The sequence below is a fragment of the Pseudomonas sp. RIT-562 genome (assembly GCF_026241895.1).
Lineage (GTDB): Bacteria > Pseudomonadota > Gammaproteobacteria > Pseudomonadales > Pseudomonadaceae > Aquipseudomonas > Aquipseudomonas mandelii_F.
Map to the genome: position 1 here is coordinate 32,520 of NZ_JAPJIV010000014.1, position 23,502 is coordinate 56,021.

Below are 23,502 nucleotides of genomic sequence, written 5' to 3' on the forward strand. Positions count from 1 at the left end.
TGATTTCCTACAGCGGCAGACAAACGCGAAACAGGGCGCCTTCGCCAATCCGGCTTTCGACGGTAATAGTCCCGCCATGGGCAGTCACAATCTGCTCTGAAATAAACAGGCCCAGGCCGAGTCCGGCGACGGCGTGCTTGGCCGTGACGCGCTCGAACTGCTGGAAGATCCGCTTCTGGTTCTCTTCACCGATGCCGATCCCTTGATCCCGCACTTCGACCCGCGCCTGACCGTTGTCACTGTACACCTTCACGGTGATGGGGCTCTTGGCGCCGTACCGTAAAGCGTTGGTCAACAAGTTTGAGATCACTTGTTCGATGCGAAATTCATCCCAATTGCCCACCACTGGTTCATCGGCGTCCAGGGAAACCGAAGATTCGGCAGCGTCGATTTGCGGGGCGAAGTTTTGCAGCAGTCCACGCACCAGGGCCGAGAGATCAAAACGGCTGGGACGGATCGACAGTTTGCCGGTGCGAATGCGCGAGACATCCAGCATGTCTTCAATCAGGCGAATCAGGCTCTTGATCTGCCGTTCATCGCGATCAACCATGGCGTGCATCTTGTCCAGGGTAAAGGCGGCTGCGTTATCCCTGGCCAGGTGCATCTTGCGCAACTGGGTTTCGAGGATCAGGCCATTGAGCGGAGTGCGCACTTCGTGGGCGACGATGGACATGAAGTCATCGCGCATGCGCACGGCCTGCTCCAGCTCCAGTTGGGTGTTCTGCAATTGCTCAAGCAGCGCTTCCTGCTCGCGACGGCTTTGCTCAAGCGCCTCGACCTGCTGCTTCATCGCCTTGCTCTGGCGATAGAGGTCGACGAACACATTGACCTTGCTCTTCACCGCATGGATATCCAACGGCTTGTGCAGGAAGTCCACGGCCCCGCTTTCGTAGCCCTTGAACGCGTAGTTCAGCTCGCGACCGGCGGCGCTGACGAACACGATCGGGATGTTCCGGGTCTTTTCCGTACCGCGCATCAACTCGGCGAGCTCAAAACCGTTCATGCCGGGCATCTGCACGTCGAGAATGGCCATGGCGAATTCGTGCTGCAGTAGCAGGGACAAGGCCTCGTCAGCGGACAAGGCTTTGTAGACAGTACGGTCTTCGCGCTTGATCAGCGCTTCAAGCGCCAGCAGATTCTCCGGCAGATCGTCGACGATCAGCAGTTTGGCTTGAATATTACTTAGCATGCGATTCGTTCCAGCTCGACAAGCAGACGGCCGATGCCGTGGATGGGGAGAATGTGGTCCGGCTGGTGGGTGGCCAATGCCGCCAACGGCATGGTGGCGACCTGTGCCTCCTCGGGGTCCTGGACGATGGTCAGGCCGCCGCGCTGCTTGACCTGGGCCAAACCGCTGGCGCCGTCGCGGTTGGCACCGGTCAACAACACGGCGGCGAGATTCACGCCATAGGCGTCCGCTGCGGACTCAAACAGGTAGTCGATGGCCGGGCGCGAATGGTGCACGCGAGCTTCCAGGCTCAGGGAAAAAGTCCGGTCCTGTTCCACCGAAAGGTGATAACCGGGCGCGGCGAAGTAAAGGGTGCCCGCAACGATCGGGGTCTTGTCACTGGCCTCCAGCACCGGCATCGATACCCTGCGCGCAAACACTTCTACCAAGTGACTGCGACGCTCATCCGGCAAGTGCAGCACCACGATGATCGGCAGCGTAAACCCTACGCGCAGCGGACCGAGGATGTTCAGCAAGGCTTCGACACCGCCCGCCGAAGCGCCGATCACGATGGCTTCTATCGAAGAATTGCTCATGATTTGCGGTAGATCCGTTCTTGTTTGACCAAGGGTTCAAACTGCTTGCCGAAGGCCGAGAAGTCCGGCGTTTCCTTGCTGCCCAGCACCAGGAAGCCACGGTGACACAGGGAGTCGTGAAACAAGCCAAACGCCCGGTCTTGCAATTTTTTATTGAAATAAATCAATACGTTACGGCACGAAATTAATTGAGTTTCTGAGAATACACTGTCGGTCGCCAGGCTGTGATCGGCAAAGGTCACGTTCTCACACAGCGACTTGTCGAAAATCGCATAGCCATAGGCCGCCGTGTAGTACTCGGAGAACGAGCGTTGGCCACCGGCCTTCTGGTAGTTGGCGGTGTAGGCCCGCACATTTTCCATGGAGAAGATGCCTTGCTTGGCCTTGTCCAGGGAGCGCGGGTTGATGTCGGTGGCGTAAATGATGGTGCGATCCAGCAAGCCTTCTTCGCGCAGCAGGATGGCCATCGAATAGACCTCTTCACCGGTGCTGCAGCCGGCGATCCAGATCTTGATCGAGGGATAGGTCTTGAGCAGCGGCACCACTTCCTGGCGAATGGCCAGGAAGTGCGACGGGTCACGAAACATCTCGCTGACCGGAATAGTCAGCAGCTGCAGCAATTGCATGAACGCAGTCGAGTCGTGCAGGACTTTTTCCTGTAGCGCCGAGATGGTCGCGCACTCGAACTGGCCCAGAGCGTGCTGGACCCGGCGCTTGATCGAAGCGCCGGAATAGTCGCGAAAGTCGTAGCTGTACTTGAGGTAGATCGCCTCGATCAACAGCCGCAGTTCAATTTCGGTATTGGCTTGCACTAAATGCGTTCCATCTTGGGTAACCACACTCGAATCAGCGAGAACAGGCGGTCCAGGTCAATCGGCTTGGCCAGGTAATCGTTGGAACCGGCCTGCAGGCAGCGCTCCTGATCGTCCTTCATGGCCTTGGCCGTGACGGCAATGATCGGCAGCTTGCGCCAGCGCGGGTCCTTGCGAATTTCGATGGTGGCTTCATAGCCATCCATCTCCGGCATCATCACGTCCATCAACACCAGGTCGATGTCCTCGACTTCATTCAACTTTTCAATCGCCTCACGACCATTTCGGCCAATGATCACCACAGCCCCTTTTTGCTCCAGCGCGCTGGTGAGGGCGAAGATGTTGCGCACATCGTCGTCCACCAGCAGCACTTTGCGACCTTCGAAGACCTTGTCGCGGCTGCGGGCGGTCTTGAGCATCTTCTGCCGTTCATGGGACAGCTGCGATTCGACTTTGTGCAGAAAGAGTGTCACTTCATCGAGCAGACGCTCGGGTGAGCGCGCACCTTTGATGATGATCGAGCGCGAGTACTTGCGCAGCTCCGCCTCTTCATCCCGGGTGAGGTTACGGCCGGTGTAAACGATGACTGGCGGGAACGAGCAGATGTCTTCGGTGGACATGCGCTTGAGCAGCTCATTGCCGAGCATGTCCGGCAGCTTGAGGTCGATGATCATGCAGTCGTAAATGGTGGTGCGCAGCAGGTCCAGCGCTTCGTGGGCAAAGCCGACGGCAGTGATCTCGATGTCTTCGTCGCCGATCAGGCGGGCGATGCTGTCGCGCTGCAGGTCGTCATCTTCCACCAGCAGGACGCGCTTGACCTTCTGGGTCAGCTTGGCTTCCAGGCGGGCGAACACGTCCTTGAGCTCTTCGCGGGTGGTCGGTTTAACCGCGTAGCCGATGGCGCCCATGTGCATCGCGGCTTCCACCCGATCCTCGACTGAAATCACATGCACCGGGATGTGCCGGGTGTCGGCGTGTTCCTTGAGCCGCTGCAGTACGGTCAGGCCCGAATGGTCCGGCAGGCGCATGTCCAGCAGGATCGCGTCGGGGATGTACTCCCGGGCCAGGTTGTAACCTTCATCGGCGCCATGGGCGACCAGGCACTGGTAACCCAGCTCGTGGGCCAGGTCGTAGAGGATGTGCGCGAAATTCGGCTCGTCCTCCACCACCAGGATGCAACGAGTGGCGAACGGTGCCTTGCTGCGGTCGTCGTTGAAGCGCGGGATATCGACCGGGGCAATCAGCGGCGTCAGGGCCGCCGGCGCGGTGACCGGGTGCGCAGCCACGACCGGCGCTGGCGTCAGCTGTTCAACCGGGCTTTCACCCGGCTCGATGTATTGCTGCGGCAGCACCAGGGTGAACACACTGCCCTGCCCCGGTTCGCTGGTGACACTGATGGAACCGCCGAGCAGTGCCGCCAGATCCCGGGAGATCGACAGGCCCAGGCCGGTACCGCCATAACGCCGGTTGGTCGTGCCATCGGCCTGGCGGAACGCTTCGAAAATGCTTTCCTGCTGATCGGCAGCGATGCCGATCCCGGAATCGCGTACCACGAACGCAATGCCATCGCCCGGCATGCTGGTAACCGTCAGGCTGACCGTGCCTTTCTCGGTGAACTTCACGGCGTTGGACAGCAGGTTCTTGATCACCTGCTCCAGGCGCTGGCGATCGGTGTAGATCATCATCGGCGAACCGGCTTGCAGCTCCACCTGGAAATCCAGCTGCTTTTGCGTGGCCAGGGGCTGGAACATCCCGCGCAAGCCGTCCACCAGGCGGGCGACGCTGGTGTGCTCGGGGAGCATCTCCAGCTTGCCGGCCTCGACCTTGGAGATGTCGAGGATGTCGTTGATCAGGTGCAGCAGATCGTTGCCCGCCGAGTAGATCGACTCGGCAAACTTGACCTGCTCGGCGCTGAGGTTGTCCTGGGGGTTCTCTGCCAGCAGCTTGGCGAGGATCAGCGAGCTGTTCAGCGGAGTGCGCAGCTCATGGGACATGTTGGCGAGGAATTCGGATTTGTATTTGCTCGAACGCTGCAACTCCTCGGCACGCTCTTCCAGCTGGGTCTGGGCCTGATTGAGTTCAGTGTTCTTCTGGTCCATGGCATCGCGTTGGTCGGCGAGGATCTGCGCCTGCTCGGCCAGCTGTTCGTTGGTCTGCTCCAGCTCAACCTGCTGGGTTTCCAGATGCGCCTGGGACTCTTTGAGAATGCGTGACTGTTCTTCGAGTTCTTCGTTGGCAGTCTTGAGTTCTTCCTGCTGGACCTGCAGCTCTTCGTTGAGTTGCTGGGTTTGCGCCAGCACTTCCTGCAGGCGCTGGCGATAGCGTGCAGCCTCGATCGAGGTGCCGATGTTGCCGGCAATCAACTCCAGCAACTCGACGTCGCGGTCACTCAGTGGGCGCAGGAAACCCAGTTCGACCACACCATTGACCCGCTCGTCGTCGCTGGTCGGCACCACCAGCACGCTGTGCGGCAGGCCCTCACCCAAGGCCGAGCTGACCTTGAAGTAGTCGCCGGGCACTTTGTCCAGGCGAATCAGCTGAGCCCGCTGGGCCACCTGGCCGACAATTCCTTCATCGCTATGAATGTAGTGCTCGCGCTCTTCCTGCTCCCGGGAAAAACCGTAGGATGCGACGCGTTTGAGGCCGCCATGCTCTTCTCGCACGTAGATGGCGGCCACGGCCGAACCCAGGTACTGCGCGCAAAACTGCAGAATGTTGCGCCCCAGCACATTGAGCGACAGCTGCCCCAACACCTGCTCGGCCAGTTCGGTCTGACCGTTGCGCAGCCAGGCTTGCTGCTCCAGGCGATTGGCGCTGGATTGCTGCGCCGCGAGGTTGGCGGCGTAGTTCTGCGACAGGTTAAGCAGGTCGCGCCGGCCGATATAGGCCAGCAGTGCGCTGATCCCGGCGACGAATAGCAGGTACAGGGCAATGCTCCAGATGGTGGTGCGGCGCACTTCTTCATTACGCGAGGCACGCAGTTGCTGCTCCATCTCGATCACGTCTTCGAACTGCTTGCGAATCTCATCGGTAAGGCGCTTGCCCCGCCCGGCCTTGACCGCGCCACGGTAGTCGCCGCTGGAGCGTTGCAAATCGATCATTGACTGCGCGTAGGCGGCCCACTCGGCTTGCAGTGCTTCGAGGCGACGCAGACGGTCAGTCTGAACCGGGTTGTCACCGGTCAGTTCGAGCAATGTGTTGAGCGCGACCTTGATCCGCGGGCGGGCAGTTTCATAGGGTTCAAGAAATTTGTCGTCGCCACTGAGCAAAAAGCCGCGCATACCGGTTTCCAGATCGACGGTCAGCTTCACCGCTTCATTGGCGTTATTGATCACCCGGTCGGTGTGCTCCACCCACTGGATGGTCGACAGCAGGTAAGTAATCAGGGACACGAAGAACACTGCACTGACAACGCCTACGCCCAATGGGAGGCTGACGTTGCGACTCAGGAGTTTACGAAAGCGTTGCTCATCTACCGAAGACGCAGTGGACATGTGGGAGCCTTGTCGAACGGTTAAAAAACACGGAGTTTGCCCCATAAGGGCTACCGTGATCCAATTTTCTGACGGGATTTTCAGCAAAATCCTACATTCAGATGCTCCAGGACAAAGGAGCAGTTATCCTTGCGGCGCTTGTGCAGCTATTCTTTTTTCAACCGGGCGGGAACTTGTCGGGTCCCGCTGTTTACTCAAGCAAGACCCCGGCGAATTTGCTCGACCGGCCCTGCAATTTCAATTTTGGGAACCCCATTATGCCTTCCGCCGAGTCCATCATCCTGGTAGTCGAAGACGACGACATCGTGCGCATGTTGATCGTTGACGTCCTTGAGGAACTGGAGTTCAAAGTGCTGGAAGCCGATGGCAGTGAACAGGCGCTGGTTTTTTTACAAAATCCGGGTGAGCACATCGATTTGATGATGACGGATGTGGGCTTGCCGGGCATGGACGGTCGTGAACTCGCCAGTGAGGCTCGCAAGCTTCGGCCCAGCTTGCCGATCCTGTTTGCCAGCGGTTATGCCGAAAGCATCGATGTGCCGGGGGACATGCATGTGATCGGCAAGCCGTTCTCTATTGATGCACTGCGCGACAAGGTCAAGGGCATCCTGCACTCGGCAAAGTGACCCGCATGGCGCCAGGAGCGCCGGCCGTTGTGGTTTAATTGCGCGCAATTTTTTGCCCAATGGCCCCTGCCCGCTTCAAGGAACTACCCTCAATGAGTCAGCCCCGCGCAACCAAAGTCCTGGTCATTGGTTACGTTTGGCCCGAGCCCCGTTCTTCGGCGGCCAGCGGTCATGTGATGCAAATCCTCGAAACTTTCCTGCAGCAAGGCTGGGATATCACATTCAGCAGCCCGGCCGGTGCCGGCGAGCATCCGGCGGACCTTGCCGCATTGGGCATTCGCCAGGTGCCGATCGAGCTGAACAACAGCAGTTTCGACGCTTTCGTCAGCGAGCTGGCCCCGGATATCGTGTTGTTTGACCAATTCATGATGGAAGAGCAGTTCGGCTGGCGGGTGGAAAAGCACTGCCCCAATGCTTTGCGGGTGCTTGAGACTTCCGATCTGCAGAGCCTGCGTCACGCCAGGCAGCAACGGCTCAAGGAGCGGTTGAAGGCCAGTGATGACCTCGACGATTTCAACGAGTTGTTTGCACCGGCACTACGCCAGGAATTTGAACTGATGGCCGAGTCCGACCTGGCCAAGCGCGAGATTGCCGCTATTTATCGCTGCGACCTGACGCTGATGATCTCCGAGGTGGAAATCGAGTTGCTGGTGCAGCAATTCAACGTACCGCGTAATTTGCTGCATTGGTGCCCGTTGATGATCGAAGTGCCGCCCCGGCCCTTTGTCGCCTTTGAAGACCGAGCGCATTTCCTCAGCATCGGCAACTTCCGGCATGCGCCGAACTGGGACGCCGTGCTGTGGCTCAAGACCACGATCTGGCCGTTGATTCGCCAGCAGTTGCCCGCTGCTCAGCTCCACATCTATGGAGCGTACACGCCACCCAAGGCCACGGCGCTGCACAACGCGGCCCAGGGATTTCACGTGATGAACTGGGCTGAAGATGCGTTGCAAGTAATGTCGGCGGCACGGGTGTGCCTGGCACCGTTGCGTTTTGGCGCGGGTATCAAGGGCAAGCTGGTGGACGCGATGCTGTGTGGTACGCCCAATGTCACCACGCCGATCGGGGCGGAAGGCATGCAAGGCGAGGAGCCCTGGCCGGGCGCGATTTCCTGCACCGCCCAGGCTTTCGCCGACCAGGCAGTGCAACTGCACAACGACCGCCTGGTGTGGCTGGATGCACAAGCCAAGGGCCTGGCGTTGCTCGCTTGCCGATATCGCTTGGCGGAACATGGCCCGGCGCTGATCACGCGACTGAATCACTGCCGTGAACACTTGCCGGCGATCCGCAGGGACAATTTCACTGGGGGCATGCTGCGCCATCACCAGCACAAGAGCACCCAGTACATGTCGCAATGGATTGAAGCGAAAAACCGTTCGAGTTGCGCAGCGGGCGGTCAATGAACTTTATCGACAGCCCGTCGTAACCCCCCTAATAAGAGTTAACGATCATGTATCTGGTGTGCGGCGAAGCGCTATTTGATTTTTTCAGTGAAGAAGACGTTAGCGGCCTGGCGTCGAAAGTCACTTTCAAGGCCATTGCCGGTGGTTCGCCGTTCAATGTGGCGGTGGGATTGCGCCGATTAGGGGTAAAGGCCGCGTTGTTTGCCGGGCTGTCCAGCGATCACCTGGGCAAGCGCTTGCAACAGGTGTTGGCGGACGAAGGCGTGTTCCCGGACTTCCTGGTGGAGTTCGCTGCGCCGACCACTCTGGCTATGGTCGCCGTGGGCGCCAATGGCTCACCGCATTACAGTTTTCGCGGCGAAGGTTGCGCCGACCGGCAACTGCGCCTGGAGCATCTGCCGCTGCTCGGGCCCGAGGTGCGAGGCCTGCATATCGGTTCTTATTCGCTGGTGGTGCAGCCAATCGCCGATACCCTGCTGGCACTGGTGCGCAGGGAGAGCGGCCGGCGCCTGATCACCCTCGATCCCAATGTGCGGCTCAATCCCGAGCCAGATATCGAGCTGTGGCGCTCGCGAGTGGCGACCCTGGTGCAATACGCCGACCTGATCAAGGTCAGCGACGAGGACCTGGGCCTGTTGTATCCCGAACAAGAGCCGCAGCGCATTATCGAGGGCTGGCTGGAACATCGCAGTCAGTTGGTGTTCCTGACCCGCGGTGGCGAGGGTGCCACGGTGTTCAGCCGTCGCCACGGGTCGTGGTCGGTGCCGGCCACTGCCGTGAAAATCGCCGATACCGTGGGCGCGGGCGACACCTTTCAGGCGGCGTTGATTACCTGGTTAACGGAACAGCAGCTGGATTCGGTGCAGGGGTTGCAGCAGCTGGAGCGCGGGCAGGTCGACGCAATGCTGCGGTTCGCGGTGCAGGCGGCGGCGCTGACCTGTGGCAAGACCGGACCCGATTTGCCGTATCGACATCAGTTGCAATAATTCACCCAGCCGACAGGTGGCATTCAGCCGGGTTAACCATCTGTTAACGGCGCGGTCCAAGACTTGACTGGACCGCACGCCTGCAGGCTTGCCTGACAGCCCAGTGCGGCACGCTTGACCCTGAGGGTCGAGCTGACTTTGTCTGCGCTGGAGTACATTTATGAAAACTCAAACAATTGTGTTCGCTACTGCCCTCGCCAGTATCTGCTGGGCGAGCATTGTCAATGCCGACGACACCCGCACCTCTGAAGCGGTGCCCTACCATTATGGAATGGTGCTGCATGTCGCCAAGGTGGTTGCCCTGACCGAGCCTTCGACAATGGAATGCAAAGTCATCACGGCTGAGATGAAGTACATCGACACCTCTGGGCGACCTGCGCAAATCAGCTATCGCAAATTGTCGGACGCCTGCAGCCTGCAAAGCTGAAGAGACAGTGTCTGGCCCGTGGTCGGGCCAGACACTTTCAGGAATGGATTAGACGCCTAGAACGCTTTGCGGTCCGGGTGCAGTGTTTGCTTGGATGTTTTTTGGTCGATCTGCGAACGTAAGTCGACAATCAGCTCGCTGATCTCCCTATGGCCGTTGAGATGCCTGGCATCGATACCGGACATATCGAGGTCGACCTGATCCGTAACACGATCGGAATAGACCTTTACCCTCATGGACAGGTCTTGGGACAACGAACATAAACAACGCTTGGGCAAAAAACTGCTTTCAATGATATTGCGAAGTTCCAAGGCAGAAAGAAACATGGCGACCCTCTCCTTATTGTCAGATAGCCGAAAATAGCGGCGCTGACTCAATGAACTGCGCGGTCAGCTTAAGGACAGCTACAGCATAATTCATGCCTCTGATTGCGCCGTGCAGCTCATCGGCAAATCAACGGGTTAGCAAGTCTGCCCGGCAAATCGCCCATGCAAATTGCAAGAAGCACCTCTCAGGGTCCTGCAAATTGCAATCTGGTTGCATAAGCCGGTCGCGCCGCTAAGATTGCGCCCATCACTTGCAGTCTCCCCCTTCCCCCAACACAAGCAAGGAGCATCATGGGATCTCTGACCATTAACTCGACCGTCGGGCTGATAGCGTTCGGCCTGTCAACGCTGGCTCACGCCGCGACACTTGAAGAATTCGCGCCGTACCCGAAAGCGGACGCCGGCTATACCCGCCAGGTCATTCGCGTCCCTGCGCAACCCCAGGAAGAAAATTTTCAGGTGGAAATCCTCGCGGGCCAAACCCTGACGGTCGACTGCAATCGCCCGCGCCTGGGCGGCATTCTTGAAGAGAAAAATCTTGAAGGCTGGGGCTACCCTTTCTATCGATTGGATAAAGTCATCGGCCCGATGAGTACGATGATGGCTTGCCCCGGCAGCCAGCCCAAAAAAGACTTCGTCCCGGTGGTGGGAGACGGCTTCATGCTGCGCTACAACAGCAAGCTGCCGATCGTGCTCTACGTGCCCAAGGACATCGAAGTGCATTACCGCATCTGGTCGGCATCGAGCAAGATCGAGCAGGCCAGCCGCGAATAGCTGGCCTCATGCTGGCGCGCCGCACAACGCGGCGCGCTCGGCCACATGGCGCAGACTGTCGAAGTTGATATTGGCGCCCGAGTCGATAGCCACCAGGGTCTGACCACGGACCTGGGTGCGCGCCACATATTTTCTGATGCCGGCCACGGCTAGCGCCCCGGAAGGTTCGGTGATCGAGCGGGTATCGTCGTAGATGTTCTTGATTGCGCTGCACAGCTCGTCATTGCTGACGGTCAGCATCTCATCAACAGCAAAGCGACCCACCTCAAAACCGTATTCACCTATCTGCGCGACCGCCACGCCATCAGCGAATGTCCCGACGCTCGGCAGTATCACGCGCTCATCGGCGTCCAGCGCTGCGCACAGGCACGCCGAATGTTCAGACTCTACGCCGATGATGCGTACTTCAGGGCGCAGATATTTGACGTAGGCGGCGATGCCGGCGATCAGCCCGCCACCGCCGACCGGCACGAAGATCGCGTCAATCGGGCCCGGGTGTTGGCGCAATATTTCCATCCCAACGGTGCCCTGCCCTGCGATCACCTCCGGATCATCGAAAGGCGACACAAAGGTGCGGCCGGTGTGTTTTGCCAGGTCCAGGGCGTAAGCCAGGGCAAACGGAAAACTCTCCCCGTGGAGCACCGCCTCGGCGCCACGGCTGCGCACCCCCAGCACCTTGAGTTCCGGCGTGGTGGCAGGCATGACGATGGTGGCGGCGATCCCCAGCACACGGGCAGCCAGTGCGACACCTTGGGCATGATTACCGGCCGATGCGGTGATCACGCCACAGGCTTTTTGCTGATCGCCCAGTTGCACCAGCTTGTTGTAGGCACCGCGGATCTTGAAGGAAAAAGTCGGCTGCAGGTCCTCGCGCTTCAGCAGTATCTGGTTGCCCAACGCTTCGGACAGCGCCGGTGCGGGTTGCAGCGGCGTGCGTACGGCCAGTTCGTAGACCGGCGCGGCGAGGATTTTCTTGGCGTAATGTGCGAGCAAGGCTTGCTGGCTGGGTGTGTAGTTCATATTCGTCCCTGGTGGCGTTGCCGTGAAGGCGTTTAACCCAGGAGACAGATAGTAAAAACCCGCCTCCAGGGCGGGTTGGGTGCTGCAGTCGTAAGCTAGCCCGCCAAATAAGGAATGGCGGTAATAATGCTTGGCTGGCAGCGCGATACGTTGAAATTCATGGGCTGAAATTAGCTGGCCATTGATGGCAAGTCAATGGCCAATTCGTCCTATACCGCCACTGACAGGGCGCGAACGTTACTTCAGCCCAACTTTGTACAACGCACCGTCGCTTTCATCGGTCAGCACGTACAAATAGCCGTCCGGCCCCTGCCGCACATCGCGAATGCGCTTGTTCAGCTCGCCCATCAAGCGTTCCTCATGCACCACCTGGTCTCCATCGAACTGCAGGCGGATCAGCTCCTGGGTGACCAGCGCCCCAAGGAACACATTGTGTTGCCACTTCTTGAATCGATCAGCATCGTAGAACGCCATGCCACTGAGCCCCGGGGACTTTTCCCAGACATGATGCGGCCCAACCGTTCCTTCGGCGGTTTTGCCACTGGCTTCGGGAATAGGCTGGCCGGAATAGTTGATACCGTGGGTGGCTGTCGGCCAACCGTAGTTCTTGCCGCGCTCGATGATATTGATTTCATCGCCACCGCGCGGGCCGTGCTCGGTTTCCCAGAGGACGCCCGTCCAAGGGTTGAGCGCCGCACCCTGGGGATTGCGCTGGCCATAGGACCAGATTTCCGGACGCACGCCGTTCTGCCCGACAAAGGGATTGTCGTCCGGTACGCGGCCGTCCGGGTAGATCCTGACCACCTTGCCCTGCAGCTTATCGAGATCCTGGGCGGTTGGCCGGTCGTTGTTTTCACCCAGGGTGATGAACAGATAACCGTCGCGGTCGAACACCAAACGTGAGCCGAAGTGATTACCCACCGAGAGCTTGGGTTCCTGGCGGAAGATCACCTTGAAGTTTCTAAGGGTCGCCAGGTCTTCCGACAATTGCCCGCGGCCCACCGCAGTTCCCGCCTTGTCGCCTTTGCCTCCGCCCTCGGCATACGACAGATAAACGGTGCGGTCCTGCTGGAAGTCCGGTGACAGCACTACATCCAGCAAACCGCCCTGGCCCTCGGCCCACACCTCAGGCACGCCATCGACAGGCGCCGACAGCTTGCCGTCGGCACCGACTACCCGCAGCTTGCCCGGGCGCTCGGTGACCAGCATGCCCTGACGGTCGGGAAGAAATGCCAGGGCCCACGGATGGTCGAGCCCTTGGGTAAGGGTCGTGACTTCAAGTGTGCCCTGCTCGCTCTTCAATTCCTGGACAGCTGCCGCCAAGACGGTGGGTGCAGTGGTGAACATGACGCTGACGCAGAAGCTCGCCAGGAGGGTTTTTCTCAACATGCACAGTTCCTTATGTCGTCAAAAATGTCAGCGATTGCTGCTATCGCCATCTCGCTGGGGTGGATTGGGTATGAATTTGGGCGGGCCGTCCGGCACCGGGCGGCTTTGCGGGTAGCGGTTACCGATTCCACCATTGTCGAGCGTCGGCGGCCGGGGGACTGGCACGGTATTGGGACCGCGTATCACCGGTGCGCTGGGCTGCGTGCCTTGCATGCTATTGGGGTTCGCCCGACGAATCGGGCTGTTGTACGGATTACTGGCACTGCCAGTGGGGCTTTGCGCCAGTAGCAGCGACTCAAGTGGCGCTGCGGCCTGGGCCTGATGGCTCAGTACGCCACTCGAGGCCAGCACGGTGAAGACCAGCACCAACCTGTTCATCGGGACACCTCTGGGCTATGCCAGTGAGCTACGCGTGGTTACGTTTCGATACCACGCTACGCCGGGGGTTCTGTTTTGTTAATCAAAACCTCGCACAGAAGATGTAACACCAATTGACCGGTATGCCGCGCGTCCAGGCGGGCCGGCTGCAACTGGCTGAAACTTTTTTCCACGGGCGCGGGTCACCTGATCATCACTCGCGAGTAGGCAACCATGGCTAGGGCAATCTGGAAAGGCGCAATCAGTTTCGGGCTGGTGCATATCCCTGTAGCGCTGGTCTCGGCGACGTCTTCCCAGGGCGTGGACTTTGACTGGCTGGACAGTCGCAGCATGGAACCCGTGGGATACAAACGGGTGAACAAGGTCACCGGCAAGGAAGTCACCAAGGAACACATCGTCAAAGGCGTGCAGTACGAAAAGGGCCGCTACGTGGTGCTCAGTGAAGAGGAGATTAAATCGGCGCACCCGCTCTCGACCCAGACCATCGACATTTTTTCATTTGTCGACAGCGAGCAGATCCCGCTGCAGAACATCGATACCCCCTACTACCTGGCGCCCGATAAACGTGGCGGTAAAGTGTATGCGTTGCTGCGTGAAACCCTGAGCAAGACCAATAAAGTTGCCCTGTGCCACGTGGTCCTGCATACCCGCCAGCATCTGGCGGCGCTGATGCCATTGGAGTCCGCGATGGTCCTGGTGATGCTGCGCTGGCCGGAAGAGGTTCGCAGTCTCGATACTCTGGAACTGGGCAGTGAAGTCACCGAGCCGAAGCTGGCCAAGGGCGAGCTCGACATGGCCAAGCGCCTGGTCCAGGACATGAGTGGTGACTGGTCGCCGGAGGACTATCGCGACAGTTTCGAGGACAAGATCATGGCGCTGGTCGAGAAGAAAGCCCATGAAGGCAAAATCGAGGATGTGGAGACGGCGACTGGCGAGGAAGAGCGCAAAACGGCCGATGTCATCGATTTGACCGAGCTGCTTAAACGCAGCCTGGGTGGGAAAGCCGCTGCCAAACCTGCGACCAAAGCCAAGCCTGCTGCGAAGAAAACCACCAAACGCTCAACCGGTTGATACGCCGCTCCTGTAGGAGCCTGGCTTGCCAGCGATGATGCCCACCAGATCGCCATCGCCGGCAAGCCGGGCTCCTACGGGTTTGTGTCGAGCCCAAATTCCGCGTACAGCCCTGCCCCCATCAAAACCATCAGATCAATACGAAAACCGCCAGCAACCCGCTAAATATCGCCCACTTCTCCAAATAATAGAGTTTGCGATTGCGCTTCTTCAGCGCCTTGCCCCTCAAGCGGATCTTGTAGATCCGGCCAAACAGCCGATTAATCCCGCCCGTCTTGTCTCCCGTATCATTCGGCGCACCGGCAGCGGACATCACATGGCGGCTGAACCAGCGGTTGAACGCCGCCGCCCAGCGATACTTCATCGGCCGCTCGACATCGCAAAACAGAATGATCCGGTTCTGCTCCGTGGTGTTCTCCGCGTAGTGAATAAACGTCTCATCGAACATCACCGGTTCGCCATCGCGCCAGTGGTAATTTTCGCCGTCGACGTTGATATAGCAGCCCGCATCGTTGGGCGTTTGCAGGCCGAGGTGATAACGGTATGAACCGGCGTAGGGGTCACGGTGGCGCACCAGCTTCGACCCAGGTGGCAGCTCGGCGAACATGGCCGCCTTAATCGAGCCAATGCCCTGCACCAGCTCGGTGGTACGCGGGCACAATTTCATCGCCGAAGGATGACTGTCGCCGTACCACTTCAGGTAGAAACGTTTCCAGCCGGTCTTGAAGAACGAGTTGAAGCCAACATCGTCAAATTGGCTCGAACGTTTGATTTCACCTGCGCGAAGCAGATTTTGCCCTTCGGCACGTATCTCCTCCCAGTGCTCCTGTAGCGGGCGCAGCTCCGGGAAATCTGCCGGATCGAGGTAAGGTTTGTTGGGCATTTTCGAGAAGAGGTAGAGCAAACAGTTGAGTGGAGCGAGAAAGCTCGAGTGGTCGCTCAGCTGCCGGCCCAATTTGTGGCGCACACGCCCACGCAGGTGGACGTAAGCGATCGACACTATATAGATGGCGGCAATGATCAGTTTCACGGAAATCGTCACAAGTCAGGAGTGAACATACTGCATCCATGCCGGTCGGCATCAGGTGGATGCTGGCATTTTAGCCATAGTTGCTAAGCGTTGGTTAACTCATCCAGGCGAAAAACCGCCCGCTGATGCTGCCAAAGCAGCCATGTGGCCTCAATGCCCTATCGTTTAAGGTGCCAGACCAGTACAATCGCCGCCAAACATTACGCGCCCCCCTTGGTTGATGACGGGAATGAACCCCGTTTCAGCGCACTTCGACTCGGGCCAAGCGCTCCATATGCTGCTGTCCACTTATTGCCAGATGGACCTTCCGCTTCTGACCGGGATGCATTTCCCGTGGTTCGAATACCGGAAACGGGTACTGAATCGGTACTGCCGCAACCCTAGCTACTCTGAATGCTTCGCAGGAAAAACCTTTGATCTCTACAGCTAACATCACGATGCAGTTCGGCGCCAAGCCGCTATTCGAAAACGTTTCGGTCAAATTCGGCGCGGGCAACCGCTACGGCCTGATCGGCGCCAACGGCTGCGGCAAGTCGACTTTCATGAAAATCCTCGGTGGCGATCTCGAGCCGTCCGGCGGCCAGGTCATGCTCGAGCCGAACGTGCGCCTGGGTAAACTGCGCCAGGATCAGTTCGCCTACGAAGAATTCACCGTGATCGACACCGTGATCATGGGTCATGAAGAGCTGTGGAAGGTTAAAGCCGAGCGCGACCGCATCTACTCGCTGCCGGAAATGACCGAAGAAGACGGCATGGCCGTGGCCGAGCTGGAGACCGAATTCGCCGAGATGGATGGCTACACCGCCGAATCCCGTGCAGGCGAACTGCTGCTGGGCCTGGGTATCGGCATCGAGCAGCACTTTGGCCCGATGAGCGAAGTGTCTCCAGGCTGGAAACTGCGGGTTTTGCTGGCACAGGCGCTGTTCTCCGATCCTGAAGTACTGTTGCTCGACGAACCGACCAACCACCTGGACATCAACACCATCCGCTGGCTGGAAAACGTGCTGACCCAGCGCTCCAGTCTGATGATCATCATCTCTCACGACCGTCACTTCCTGAACAGCGTGTGCACCCACATGGCTGACCTGGACTACGGCGAGTTGCGCCTGTTCCCGGGCAACTACGACGAGTACATGACCGTGGCGACCCAGTCCCGCGAGCAACTGCTGTCGGACAACGCCAAGAAGAAAGCACAGATTTCCGAGCTGCAGTCGTTCGTCAGCCGCTTCTCGGCCAACGCCTCGAAAGCCAAGCAGGCCACTTCCCGCGCCAAGGCGATCGACAAGATCCAGCTGGCCGAGGTCAAGCCTTCGAGCCGCGTCAGCCCGTTCATTCGCTTCGAGCAAACCAAGAAGCTGCACCGTCAGGCGGTCATCGTCGAGCGCATGGCCAAAGGCTTCGACGGCAAGCCGCTGTTCAAGGATTTCAGCTTCCAGGTTGAAGCTGGCGAGCGCGTGGCGATCATCGGCCCGAACGGCATCGGTAAAACCACCCTGCTGCGCACCCTGGTCAACGAACTGACCCCGGATGCCGGCACCGTGAAGTGGACCGACGCCGCGGAACTGGGCTACTACGCCCAGGACCACGCACACGACTTCGAAGACGACTGCAACCTGTTCGACTGGATGGGCCAGTGGACCCAGGGCGGCGAGCAAATCGTCCGTGGCACCCTCGGTCGCATGCTGTTCTCCAACGACGAGATTCTCAAGTCGGTCAAGGTCATCTCCGGTGGTGAGCAAGGTCGCATGCTGTTCGGCAAGCTGATCCTGCAAAAGCCGAACGTGCTGATCATGGATGAACCGACCAACCACTTGGACATGGAATCCATCGAGGCGCTGAACCTGGCGCTGGAGAACTACCCAGGCACGCTGATCTTCGTCAGCCACGACCGCGAGTTCGTATCGTCTTTGGCCACCCGCATCATCGAACTCAGCCCAAGCGGCGTGATCGACTTCAGCGGTACCTATGATGATTACCTGCGTAGCCAGGGTGTGGTGTTCTAAGAGCAGCTGTTAGTTTCAAGCGGCTAGCTGCAAGGAAAAGCCCTGTCGTGATGACGGGGCTTTTTGCATTTCAGGAGTCGGAGATTTTCTGGTGCAAAAAGCTTCGCGAGCAAGCCCGCTCCCACAGTTTGGAATGCGGTCACCCTGTGGGAGCGGGCTTGCTCGCGAAGAGGCCCTCGACAACAGCGAAAATCCAGAACGTTAGCCTGCTTTCATTTATTGCCTACCCGCGCCATGATGCAGATCTCCCTCCGCCGCCCGCGAACGAGCCCTCATGTCTGCGCAGCAACTGCCACCGCAAAGCTCCATGGCGATCACCCTGCAGATCGTCTCTATCGTGTTCTACACCTTCGTCGCTTTCCTGTGCATCGGCCTGCCGATCGCGGTGTTGCCGGGTTACGTCCATGACCAGTTGGGGTTCAGCGCCATAGTCGCGGGCCTGACCATTGGCTGCCAGTACCTGGCTACCCTGCTCAGCCGCCCCATGGCCGGGCGCATGTCGGACACGGTGGGCACCAAGCGGGCGATCATCTACGGGTTGACGGGGATTGTCCTCAGCGGCGCGCTGACCTTGCTGTCTACGCTCCTGCAAAGCATGCCGCTGCTGAGCCTGATGATCCTGATTGCCGGGCGTTTGCTGTTGGGGATCGCCCAAGGCCTGATCGGAGTGGGCACCATCAGTTGGTGCATGGGCCAGGTTGGCGTTGAACACACCGCGCGGTCCATTTCCTGGAACGGTATTGCGTCCTATGGCGCGATAGCCATTGGCGCGCCCTTAGGCGTTGTGATGGTCAGCCAATTGGGTTTTGCCAGCCTGGGGATCGCCCTGTCCCTGCTGGCGGGCGTCGCGCTGTTGCTGATTCGCAACAAGCCTTCGGTGCCGGTGATCCGCGGCGAGCGCCTGCCATTCTGGGCAGTGTTCGGGCGCATCGCGCCATTCGGGGCGAGCCTTAGCCTGGCGTCGATCGGCTATGGCACTTTGACGACCTTCATCACCCTGTATTACGTAAACCGTGGCTGGACGGGTGCGGCGTATTGCCTGACGGTGTTCGGGGTGTGCTTTATCCTGGCCCGGGTGCTGTTTATTTCGAGCATCAGCCGTTTTGGTGGGTTCACTTCAGCCATCGCCTGCATGTGCATCGAGGTCGTGGGGTTGGTATTGCTCTGGCTCGCGCCCTCGACCGGATATGCGTTGCTCGGCGCCGGGCTGACCGGCTTCGGCCTGTCCCTGGTGTACCCGGCGCTGGGTGTGGAGGCGATCAAGCAGGTGCCGAATTCCAGTCGCGGCGCGGGATTGAGTGCCTATGCGGTGTTCTTCGACCTGGCGCTGGCAATCGCCGGGCCGCTGATGGGAGCGATTGCGTTAAATCTTGGGTATTCGTGGATCTTCTTCTGTGCAGCGCTGCTATCAGTCACAGGACTTGGCCTAACCCTGTTGCTCAAGCGCCGAGCAATGGCCTGAGGGATCCGCTGTCGACTGGATCGGGAACAGAGTCTCTACAGGGGTATTGCGTGGGTGTTACTGATCGGCGGTCTGCATGCCTGCGCGGTTTGGCATGGCCAACGTCCGAGAAAAGAACCGCCCCGCCTCGCTGATCATGTTGCGATGAATATCCTCGCGATCAACCCCATCGGCATCGGTACACAGTGCTGGCATCGCGGCTATCTGCTCTGCATTACAGGGTGCCATAAACACGAAATGCCCGGCGCCGGCCAGCAACTTGAAATCCGGGGCGATCGGCAGTTTGCGCGCCAGGGCGGCGGCGTTTTTGTCGAAAGCCACCAGCTTGTCACCGTCACCGCTGTAGAGCAGCACCGGCACGTGCACGTCCGCCAACGTATGTCGGCCGAACTTGAGACTCAATGGCGCCATCAGCAGCAAGGCATGCACTCGTGGATCGGCCACAGGCTGCAGGTCATCGCGGTCGACGATCAGTTCGCCCTGGGTGTTGCAGGCGTCGCGATCGTCCGGACGCTCCTGGCAATATCGGCGCAGGCGATCAAGATCGGGGGTTGCGCCGGAGAGAATCAACGCGGTTTCGCCGCCTGCCGAGTAACCGATCACCCCGACTTGCCCGGCATTGACGAATGGCGCAAGCATCGCATCGCCCAGGGTGGCAGTGATGGCTTCGGAAATCTGGATCGGCCGGCCATAGAGGTTGCTCAAGGTGCCGAGACGACTGTGGTCCTTGGAGTTGTCACCCGGATGGATTACCGCCACCACCACAAAGCCCTTGCGCGCCAGCGAGGTCATCAGGTCATGCAAGGCCAGGGGCGTGCCGGTATTTCCGTGGGATAACATCAGCATCGGGTAACGACCGATGGCCACCGGGATGTCCTCGCCCGCTTCGACCGAGTAGCCTTCAAGCTGGCTTGCGTGCTCCTTGGCGCTCGACGGATAGAACGCAATGGCGCGCATCGGCTGCAAGTCCAGGGGGTCGAGAAACGTCATCTCGTGATACCCGACGCTCCAGTGGGGATGCAGCGCAGGCGCCGCGTGCACCAAATTCAGGCTGGCGCACAGGCTCATCAGCAATGCTGCACAAAGACGCACCATGGAACGCCCTACCCTGTTACCCGACCTGTGACCACAACCTGTGCTGCACGACTCGGGCCATCTATGAAATAGCCAGAAACAAAAAACTCCGTACCTGGCGCTTGCGCTTCCAGAATACAGAGTTTTTTGTGTATTGCCTGAGCTGTTTCAGCTCTTTACCCAAGCCTTACGCGGCGGCGAACAACTGCTCATTGATGCGCGTGTGTGCGTCATTCATGGCTTTAGTGCGCACTTCGTCACCATAGGCGAGGCCTTCGGCACGCACGAACTCGATGTCGGTGATACCGAGGAAGCCAAACAGCAGCTTCAAATAGTCTTCATGGGCTACGCCACTCGCCTGACCGGCGTGCAGGCCGCCTGCAGTCGACACAATCACCACCTTCTTACCGCCACACAGGCCTTCAGGGCCGGCTTCGGTATAGCGGAAAGTCTGGCCGGCCACCGCGATGCGGTCGATCCAGGCCTTGAGCTGGGTCGGAATAGTGAAGTTGTACATCGGTGCGGCAATGACTACGGCATCGGCGGCGAGGAATTCAGCCAGGGTCGTGGCGCTCAGATCGGCCTCGTGTTGTTGCGCAGCGTTACGCAACTCGGCAGTGGTGCCGGCCGCGACCAGGGTGGTGGAAGAGAAATGGCTGATGGCATCGGCGGCCAGGTCACGGTAAGTCACCACGGTACCTGCTTCAGCGGCCTTCCATGCGTTGACTACTTCGCTGCTCAGCTGACGGGACGCCGAGTTGTCACCCAGAATGCTCGAATCGATATGCAACAGTTTCATAAGGGAACTCCAAGGTGATGATCGCCAGCCGGCGATCTGATGGAGTGAATCCTACAGATGAAACCAATAGCCGATTAGTCAGCAACAATGCGATTATTCGTCCCACTGATAGAACAATCGGACTGGCCATGCAAGATCTCAACGATCTCTATTATTTTGCCAAGGTGGTCGAAGCCGGTGGTTTCGCCGCTGCGGGGCGCGTGTTGGGCATTCCCAAGTCGCGCCTGTCACGGCGCATTGCCGAACTGGAAGAGCGCCTGGGTGCACGCCTGCTACAGCGCACTACGCGCCAGCTCAAATTAACCGCCGTAGGCGAGCGCTATTTGCGCCACTGCCAGGCCATGTTGCTGGAAGCCGAAATGGCTGACGAAGCCGTGGCCAGCATGTCCAGCGAACCGCGAGGGCGGCTGCGGGTGTCCTGTCCGGTCGGTTTGGTCCATGAAATTCTGCCCGGTGTCATCAGCAACTTCCTCGAAAAGTTTCCCCAGGTGCAGCTGGAAGTGATGCTGCTCAACCGCCGCGTCGACCTGGTTACCGAAGGCATCGATGTGGCCCTGCGCGTGCGGGAGCTGGGCGATGAAGACCCGCAGCTGGTTACTCGTCGGCTGCGCCAGGCACAGATGGCCCTGGTGGCCAGCCCGGGTTTTCTTCTGCAGCGCGAGATCACTCATCCCGAAGAATTGAAAAACCTCCCGGCCCTGGGAGCCCTGGAAGCGGATCGGCTGATGCATATCCGCCTGCTCGACCAGCACGGCAAGAGCTTCGACCTTGCCCTGGAAGCGCGCCTGGGCATTGACGATTTCATCGTGCGCAAGGCGTGCACGCTGGCCGGACAGGGCTTCACCATGCTGCCGATGATGTACTGCGAGCAGGAATTGCACGACGGTTCACTGGTGCAACTGCTGCCTGAATGGTCATTGCCCGGCGGCTGGCTGCAGGCTGTCTACCCGCATCGACGGGGCGTGATGCCGGCGGTTCGCGCCTGGATCGATCACCTGGTCGAGTCATTCAACGCCTGTGGAGAGCGACTGTTATGAAGACTGCACGGATGAGCGAAGCGGATGTAGCGCAGTTTTGCCTGGCCTTGCCGGGTGCCCGGGAAGACTACAAATGGGGTGGCGTGCGGGTATTTTCCATCGCCGCAAACAAGATGTTCGCGCTACAGGGTTTGCGCGGCGACTCGCTGGCCTTCAAGGTCGACAAGGATCTGTTTCTGGGACACTGCGACCGCCCCGGCATCCATCCCGCGCCTTACCTGGCCCGGGCCCAATGGATCATCATGGACGCGCCCTACCCGCTGGGCGCTGAAGAACTGCAGGCATTATTGCAACGCTCCCACCAGTTGGTGGTCAGCAAATTGCCCAAGCGTACCCAGGTGGGACTGTTGCTCTAGAACAGCGCGAACAAATGGGCGCCGAGGAACAGCTGGTCGATCCAGAACACCTGGTGCAGCAGGACGATGGCCCAGAACAGGACCTGATAGGAAATCTTGCGGGTCTTGTGCCGAAATACTTGCTGCGCCACCAGGGCACCTGGCCAGCCACCGGCCAGTTCCACGGCGTGCAGGACATTCTCCGGGGTGCGCCAACGATCGGTGCGAGCCTTGTGCTTGTCGCTCCAGTAGAGCAAGAACGCCAGCACACTGACGATGCCGTAGGCGGCCAGGGGAATCAGCGAGATCCCCTGCAGCCACATCAATACCGAGCCGGTCAGCGGCAGCGCGCACACCAGCGCAAATACCAGCGATTTGAGTCGTGGATTGCGGATTTTGCCAGGGCGCGCGCTGCTGTCGATCATGGCTTGGCCGCGGTCCAGTCAACCCAGCCGAACTGCCAGGTGGCGAGGATCAGCAAACCGAACGCGATGCGGTACCAGGCGAACACGGCGTAACTGTGGTTGGCGATGAACTTGAGCAGCCCACGTACCGCGATCATCGCGAAGATGAACGCGGTGACGAAGCCCACGGCAAACACCGGGAAGTCCGCCGGAACGAACAGGTCGCGGTACTTGTAGCCCGAGTACACGGCGGCACCGACCATGGTCGGCATGGCCAGGAAGAACGAGAACTCGGTGGCCGTTTTGCGCGACAGGCCGAACAGCAAGCCGCCGATGATGGTCGAGCCCGACCGCGAAGTGCCAGGAATCATCGCCAGGCACTGGGCAAAACCGACTTTCAGGGCATCTTTCCAGGTGATCTCATCCACCGTCTCGGCGTGCACTTCATGCTCGCGGCGCTCGGCCCACAACATGACGATACCGCCGACGACCAGCGCCGTCGCCACGGTGACGGCGTTAAACAGGTAATGATGGATCAGGTCGGCAAAAATCACCCCCAGCACCACCGCCGGCGTGAACGCGATCAACAGGTTGACGGTAAAGCGGCGAGCGCTGGGCTGGGTCGGCAAGCCGATGACGACGTCAAGAATCTTGCGGCGAAACTCCCACACCACCGCCAGGATCGCTCCGAGCTGGATGATGATGTTAAACGCCATGGCCCGCTCACCACCGAAGTTGAGCAGGTCCGCGACGATAATCTGGTGTCCGGTACTGGAAATGGGCAGAAACTCCGTCAGCCCTTCTACAACGCCTAGTATCAATGCCTGAAAGGCGGTCCAAAGATCCATCAATCCCCCAAGAAGCGATGCTCGTCGGCATGCCCCGTTA

The 23,502-nt window shown here is 59.4% G+C and carries 23 protein-coding genes; 10 read left to right on the plus strand and 13 right to left on the minus strand.

The annotated features are described in order from the left end of the window. Window positions 1-7: 7 nt before the first annotated feature. Genes ORL50_RS17470 through ORL50_RS17485 form a run of 4 tightly spaced genes read right to left on the minus strand, consistent with a single transcriptional unit; the run spans window position 8 to window position 6,070 of the window. Window positions 8-1,189: a hybrid sensor histidine kinase/response regulator gene (locus tag ORL50_RS17470; protein ID WP_266016770.1), complete on the minus strand. Its 1,182-nt coding sequence runs from the start codon at window positions 1,187-1,189 to the stop codon at window positions 8-10. Next, on the minus strand, window positions 1,183-1,764 hold the full coding sequence (locus ORL50_RS17475) for a chemotaxis protein CheB (RefSeq protein ID WP_266016772.1): 582 nt from the start codon (window positions 1,762-1,764) through the stop codon (window positions 1,183-1,185). Before ORL50_RS17475 ends, ORL50_RS17470 begins: the two co-directional genes overlap by 7 nt. Further along, window positions 1,761-2,576: a CheR family methyltransferase gene (locus ORL50_RS17480; RefSeq protein ID WP_266016774.1), complete on the minus strand. Its 816-nt coding sequence runs from the start codon at window positions 2,574-2,576 to the stop codon at window positions 1,761-1,763. The genes ORL50_RS17475 and ORL50_RS17480 overlap by 4 nt, the downstream gene beginning before the upstream one ends. Further along, on the minus strand, window positions 2,576-6,070 hold the full coding sequence (locus ORL50_RS17485; RefSeq protein WP_266016775.1) for a response regulator: 3,495 nt from the start codon (window positions 6,068-6,070) through the stop codon (window positions 2,576-2,578). Before ORL50_RS17485 ends, ORL50_RS17480 begins: the two co-directional genes overlap by 1 nt. Before the next feature lie 257 nt (window positions 6,071-6,327). Here ORL50_RS17485 and ORL50_RS17490 point away from each other — a divergent pair, with 257 nt between their 5' ends. The 4 genes from ORL50_RS17490 to ORL50_RS17505 all read left to right on the plus strand — a co-directional run bounded on the left by ORL50_RS17490 (window position 6,328) and on the right by ORL50_RS17505 (window position 9,512). Continuing rightward, window positions 6,328-6,696: a response regulator gene (locus ORL50_RS17490; protein ID WP_266016777.1), complete on the plus strand. Its 369-nt coding sequence runs from the start codon at window positions 6,328-6,330 to the stop codon at window positions 6,694-6,696. Between the two features lie 92 nt (window positions 6,697-6,788). Then, window positions 6,789-8,099: a glycosyltransferase gene (locus ORL50_RS17495; RefSeq protein ID WP_266016778.1), complete on the plus strand. Its 1,311-nt coding sequence runs from the start codon at window positions 6,789-6,791 to the stop codon at window positions 8,097-8,099. 47 nt (window positions 8,100-8,146) lie between these two features. Further along, complete coding sequence (locus tag ORL50_RS17500; RefSeq protein ID WP_266016780.1) at window positions 8,147-9,085, plus strand: carbohydrate kinase family protein; 939 nt, start codon at window positions 8,147-8,149, stop codon at window positions 9,083-9,085. 160 nt (window positions 9,086-9,245) lie between these two features. After that, entirely contained in the window at window positions 9,246-9,512 is a 267-nt protein-coding gene (locus ORL50_RS17505; protein WP_266016781.1) for a DUF2790 domain-containing protein, read from the plus strand. A gap of 56 nt (window positions 9,513-9,568) precedes the next feature. Here ORL50_RS17505 and ORL50_RS17510 read toward each other — a convergent pair whose 3' ends face one another. After that, window positions 9,569-9,838, minus strand: a complete 270-nt coding sequence (locus ORL50_RS17510; protein WP_266016782.1) for a DUF1652 domain-containing protein — start codon at window positions 9,836-9,838, stop codon at window positions 9,569-9,571. A 291-nt stretch (window positions 9,839-10,129) separates the two neighbouring features. Between ORL50_RS17510 and eco the strand changes: the two genes are divergently transcribed. Next, a complete protein-coding gene (gene eco, locus ORL50_RS17515; protein ID WP_266016784.1) occupies window positions 10,130-10,612 on the plus strand; it encodes a serine protease inhibitor ecotin in 483 nt (160 codons plus the stop codon). Between the two features lie 6 nt (window positions 10,613-10,618). Here the strand turns inward: eco and ilvA are convergent, their stop codons facing one another. The 3 genes from ilvA to ORL50_RS17530 all read right to left on the minus strand — a co-directional run bounded on the left by ilvA (window position 10,619) and on the right by ORL50_RS17530 (window position 13,399). Beyond that, window positions 10,619-11,632: a threonine ammonia-lyase, biosynthetic gene (gene ilvA, locus ORL50_RS17520; RefSeq protein WP_266016786.1), complete on the minus strand. Its 1,014-nt coding sequence runs from the start codon at window positions 11,630-11,632 to the stop codon at window positions 10,619-10,621. Between the two features lie 237 nt (window positions 11,633-11,869). Then, window positions 11,870-13,021, minus strand: a complete 1,152-nt coding sequence (locus ORL50_RS17525; RefSeq protein ID WP_266016788.1) for a PQQ-dependent sugar dehydrogenase — start codon at window positions 13,019-13,021, stop codon at window positions 11,870-11,872. Window positions 13,022-13,048: 27 nt separating this feature from the next. Continuing rightward, a complete protein-coding gene (locus ORL50_RS17530; RefSeq protein ID WP_266016790.1) occupies window positions 13,049-13,399 on the minus strand; it encodes a hypothetical protein in 351 nt (116 codons plus the stop codon). A 213-nt stretch (window positions 13,400-13,612) separates the two neighbouring features. Between ORL50_RS17530 and ku the strand changes: the two genes are divergently transcribed. Then, window positions 13,613-14,470, plus strand: a complete 858-nt coding sequence (gene ku / locus ORL50_RS17535) for a non-homologous end joining protein Ku (protein ID WP_266016792.1) — start codon at window positions 13,613-13,615, stop codon at window positions 14,468-14,470. A gap of 130 nt (window positions 14,471-14,600) precedes the next feature. Here the strand turns inward: ku and lpxO are convergent, their stop codons facing one another. Next, window positions 14,601-15,500, minus strand: a complete 900-nt coding sequence (lpxO, locus tag ORL50_RS17540; RefSeq protein WP_266016794.1) for a lipid A hydroxylase LpxO — start codon at window positions 15,498-15,500, stop codon at window positions 14,601-14,603. Window positions 15,501-15,913: 413 nt separating this feature from the next. Between lpxO and ORL50_RS17545 the strand changes: the two genes are divergently transcribed. Together ORL50_RS17545 and ORL50_RS17550 are read left to right on the plus strand one after the other, a co-directional pair. Continuing rightward, entirely contained in the window at window positions 15,914-17,503 is a 1,590-nt protein-coding gene (locus ORL50_RS17545; protein WP_122840511.1) for an ABC-F family ATPase, read from the plus strand. Window positions 17,504-17,777: 274 nt separating this feature from the next. Beyond that, complete coding sequence (locus ORL50_RS17550) at window positions 17,778-18,965, plus strand: MFS transporter (RefSeq protein ID WP_266016797.1); 1,188 nt, start codon at window positions 17,778-17,780, stop codon at window positions 18,963-18,965. 57 nt (window positions 18,966-19,022) lie between these two features. Here ORL50_RS17550 and ORL50_RS17555 read toward each other — a convergent pair whose 3' ends face one another. Next, a complete protein-coding gene (locus ORL50_RS17555; protein ID WP_266016799.1) occupies window positions 19,023-20,060 on the minus strand; it encodes an alpha/beta hydrolase family protein in 1,038 nt (345 codons plus the stop codon). 166 nt (window positions 20,061-20,226) lie between these two features. Next, window positions 20,227-20,838: an FMN-dependent NADH-azoreductase gene (locus tag ORL50_RS17560; RefSeq protein ID WP_266016802.1), complete on the minus strand. Its 612-nt coding sequence runs from the start codon at window positions 20,836-20,838 to the stop codon at window positions 20,227-20,229. 128 nt (window positions 20,839-20,966) lie between these two features. On the opposite strand from ORL50_RS17560, the gene ORL50_RS17565 reads away from it, so the two are divergent. Next, window positions 20,967-21,875 carry a LysR substrate-binding domain-containing protein gene (locus ORL50_RS17565; protein WP_266016804.1) on the plus strand — a complete coding sequence of 303 codons (909 nt, stop codon included), beginning with the start codon at window positions 20,967-20,969 and terminating at the stop codon, window positions 21,873-21,875. Then, the gene (locus ORL50_RS17570; protein WP_266016806.1) at window positions 21,872-22,231 is read left to right on the plus strand and encodes an MmcQ/YjbR family DNA-binding protein; all 360 of its coding nucleotides are present in this window, start codon (window positions 21,872-21,874) and stop codon (window positions 22,229-22,231) included. The genes ORL50_RS17565 and ORL50_RS17570 overlap by 4 nt, the downstream gene beginning before the upstream one ends. On the opposite strand, the gene ORL50_RS17575 is transcribed toward ORL50_RS17570, so the two are convergent. Then, the gene (locus ORL50_RS17575) at window positions 22,228-22,635 is read right to left on the minus strand and encodes a DUF1294 domain-containing protein (protein WP_266016808.1); all 408 of its coding nucleotides are present in this window, start codon (window positions 22,633-22,635) and stop codon (window positions 22,228-22,230) included. The two genes, ORL50_RS17570 and ORL50_RS17575, sit on opposite strands and share 4 nt — an antisense overlap. Next, window positions 22,632-23,462 (minus strand): undecaprenyl-diphosphate phosphatase, encoded by an 831-nt coding sequence (locus ORL50_RS17580; RefSeq protein WP_266016809.1) that lies wholly within the window; start codon window positions 23,460-23,462, stop codon window positions 22,632-22,634. Before ORL50_RS17580 ends, ORL50_RS17575 begins: the two co-directional genes overlap by 4 nt. Window positions 23,463-23,502: the final 40 nt, after the last annotated feature.

Bases quoted from the DNA above. Each gene is read 5' to 3' on its own strand.
- ORL50_RS17495 (WP_266016778.1), top strand. From the start codon at position 6,789: ATGAGTCAGCCCCGCGCAACCAAAGTCCTGGTCATTGGTTACGTTTGG.
- ORL50_RS17555 (WP_266016799.1), bottom strand. From the start codon at position 20,060: ATGGTGCGTCTTTGTGCAGCATTGCTGATGAGCCTGTGCGCCAGCCTG.
- ORL50_RS17500 (WP_266016780.1), top strand. From the start codon at position 8,147: ATGTATCTGGTGTGCGGCGAAGCGCTATTTGATTTTTTCAGTGAAGAA.
- ORL50_RS17505 (WP_266016781.1), top strand. From the start codon at position 9,246: ATGAAAACTCAAACAATTGTGTTCGCTACTGCCCTCGCCAGTATCTGC.
- ORL50_RS17490 (WP_266016777.1), top strand. From the start codon at position 6,328: ATGCCTTCCGCCGAGTCCATCATCCTGGTAGTCGAAGACGACGACATC.
- ORL50_RS17475 (WP_266016772.1), bottom strand. From the start codon at position 1,764: ATGAGCAATTCTTCGATAGAAGCCATCGTGATCGGCGCTTCGGCGGGC.
- ORL50_RS17510 (WP_266016782.1), bottom strand. From the start codon at position 9,838: ATGTTTCTTTCTGCCTTGGAACTTCGCAATATCATTGAAAGCAGTTTT.
- ORL50_RS17570 (WP_266016806.1), top strand. From the start codon at position 21,872: ATGAAGACTGCACGGATGAGCGAAGCGGATGTAGCGCAGTTTTGCCTG.
- ORL50_RS17575 (WP_266016808.1), bottom strand. From the start codon at position 22,635: ATGATCGACAGCAGCGCGCGCCCTGGCAAAATCCGCAATCCACGACTC.
- ORL50_RS17470 (WP_266016770.1), bottom strand. From the start codon at position 1,189: ATGCTAAGTAATATTCAAGCCAAACTGCTGATCGTCGACGATCTGCCG.
- ORL50_RS17565 (WP_266016804.1), top strand. From the start codon at position 20,967: ATGCAAGATCTCAACGATCTCTATTATTTTGCCAAGGTGGTCGAAGCC.
- eco (WP_266016784.1), top strand. From the start codon at position 10,130: ATGGGATCTCTGACCATTAACTCGACCGTCGGGCTGATAGCGTTCGGC.
- ORL50_RS17580 (WP_266016809.1), bottom strand. From the start codon at position 23,462: ATGGATCTTTGGACCGCCTTTCAGGCATTGATACTAGGCGTTGTAGAA.
- ku (WP_266016792.1), top strand. From the start codon at position 13,613: ATGGCTAGGGCAATCTGGAAAGGCGCAATCAGTTTCGGGCTGGTGCAT.
- ORL50_RS17560 (WP_266016802.1), bottom strand. From the start codon at position 20,838: ATGAAACTGTTGCATATCGATTCGAGCATTCTGGGTGACAACTCGGCG.
- ORL50_RS17530 (WP_266016790.1), bottom strand. From the start codon at position 13,399: ATGAACAGGTTGGTGCTGGTCTTCACCGTGCTGGCCTCGAGTGGCGTA.
- ORL50_RS17550 (WP_266016797.1), top strand. From the start codon at position 17,778: ATGTCTGCGCAGCAACTGCCACCGCAAAGCTCCATGGCGATCACCCTG.
- ORL50_RS17525 (WP_266016788.1), bottom strand. From the start codon at position 13,021: ATGTTGAGAAAAACCCTCCTGGCGAGCTTCTGCGTCAGCGTCATGTTC.
- ORL50_RS17485 (WP_266016775.1), bottom strand. From the start codon at position 6,070: ATGTCCACTGCGTCTTCGGTAGATGAGCAACGCTTTCGTAAACTCCTG.
- ilvA (WP_266016786.1), bottom strand. From the start codon at position 11,632: ATGAACTACACACCCAGCCAGCAAGCCTTGCTCGCACATTACGCCAAG.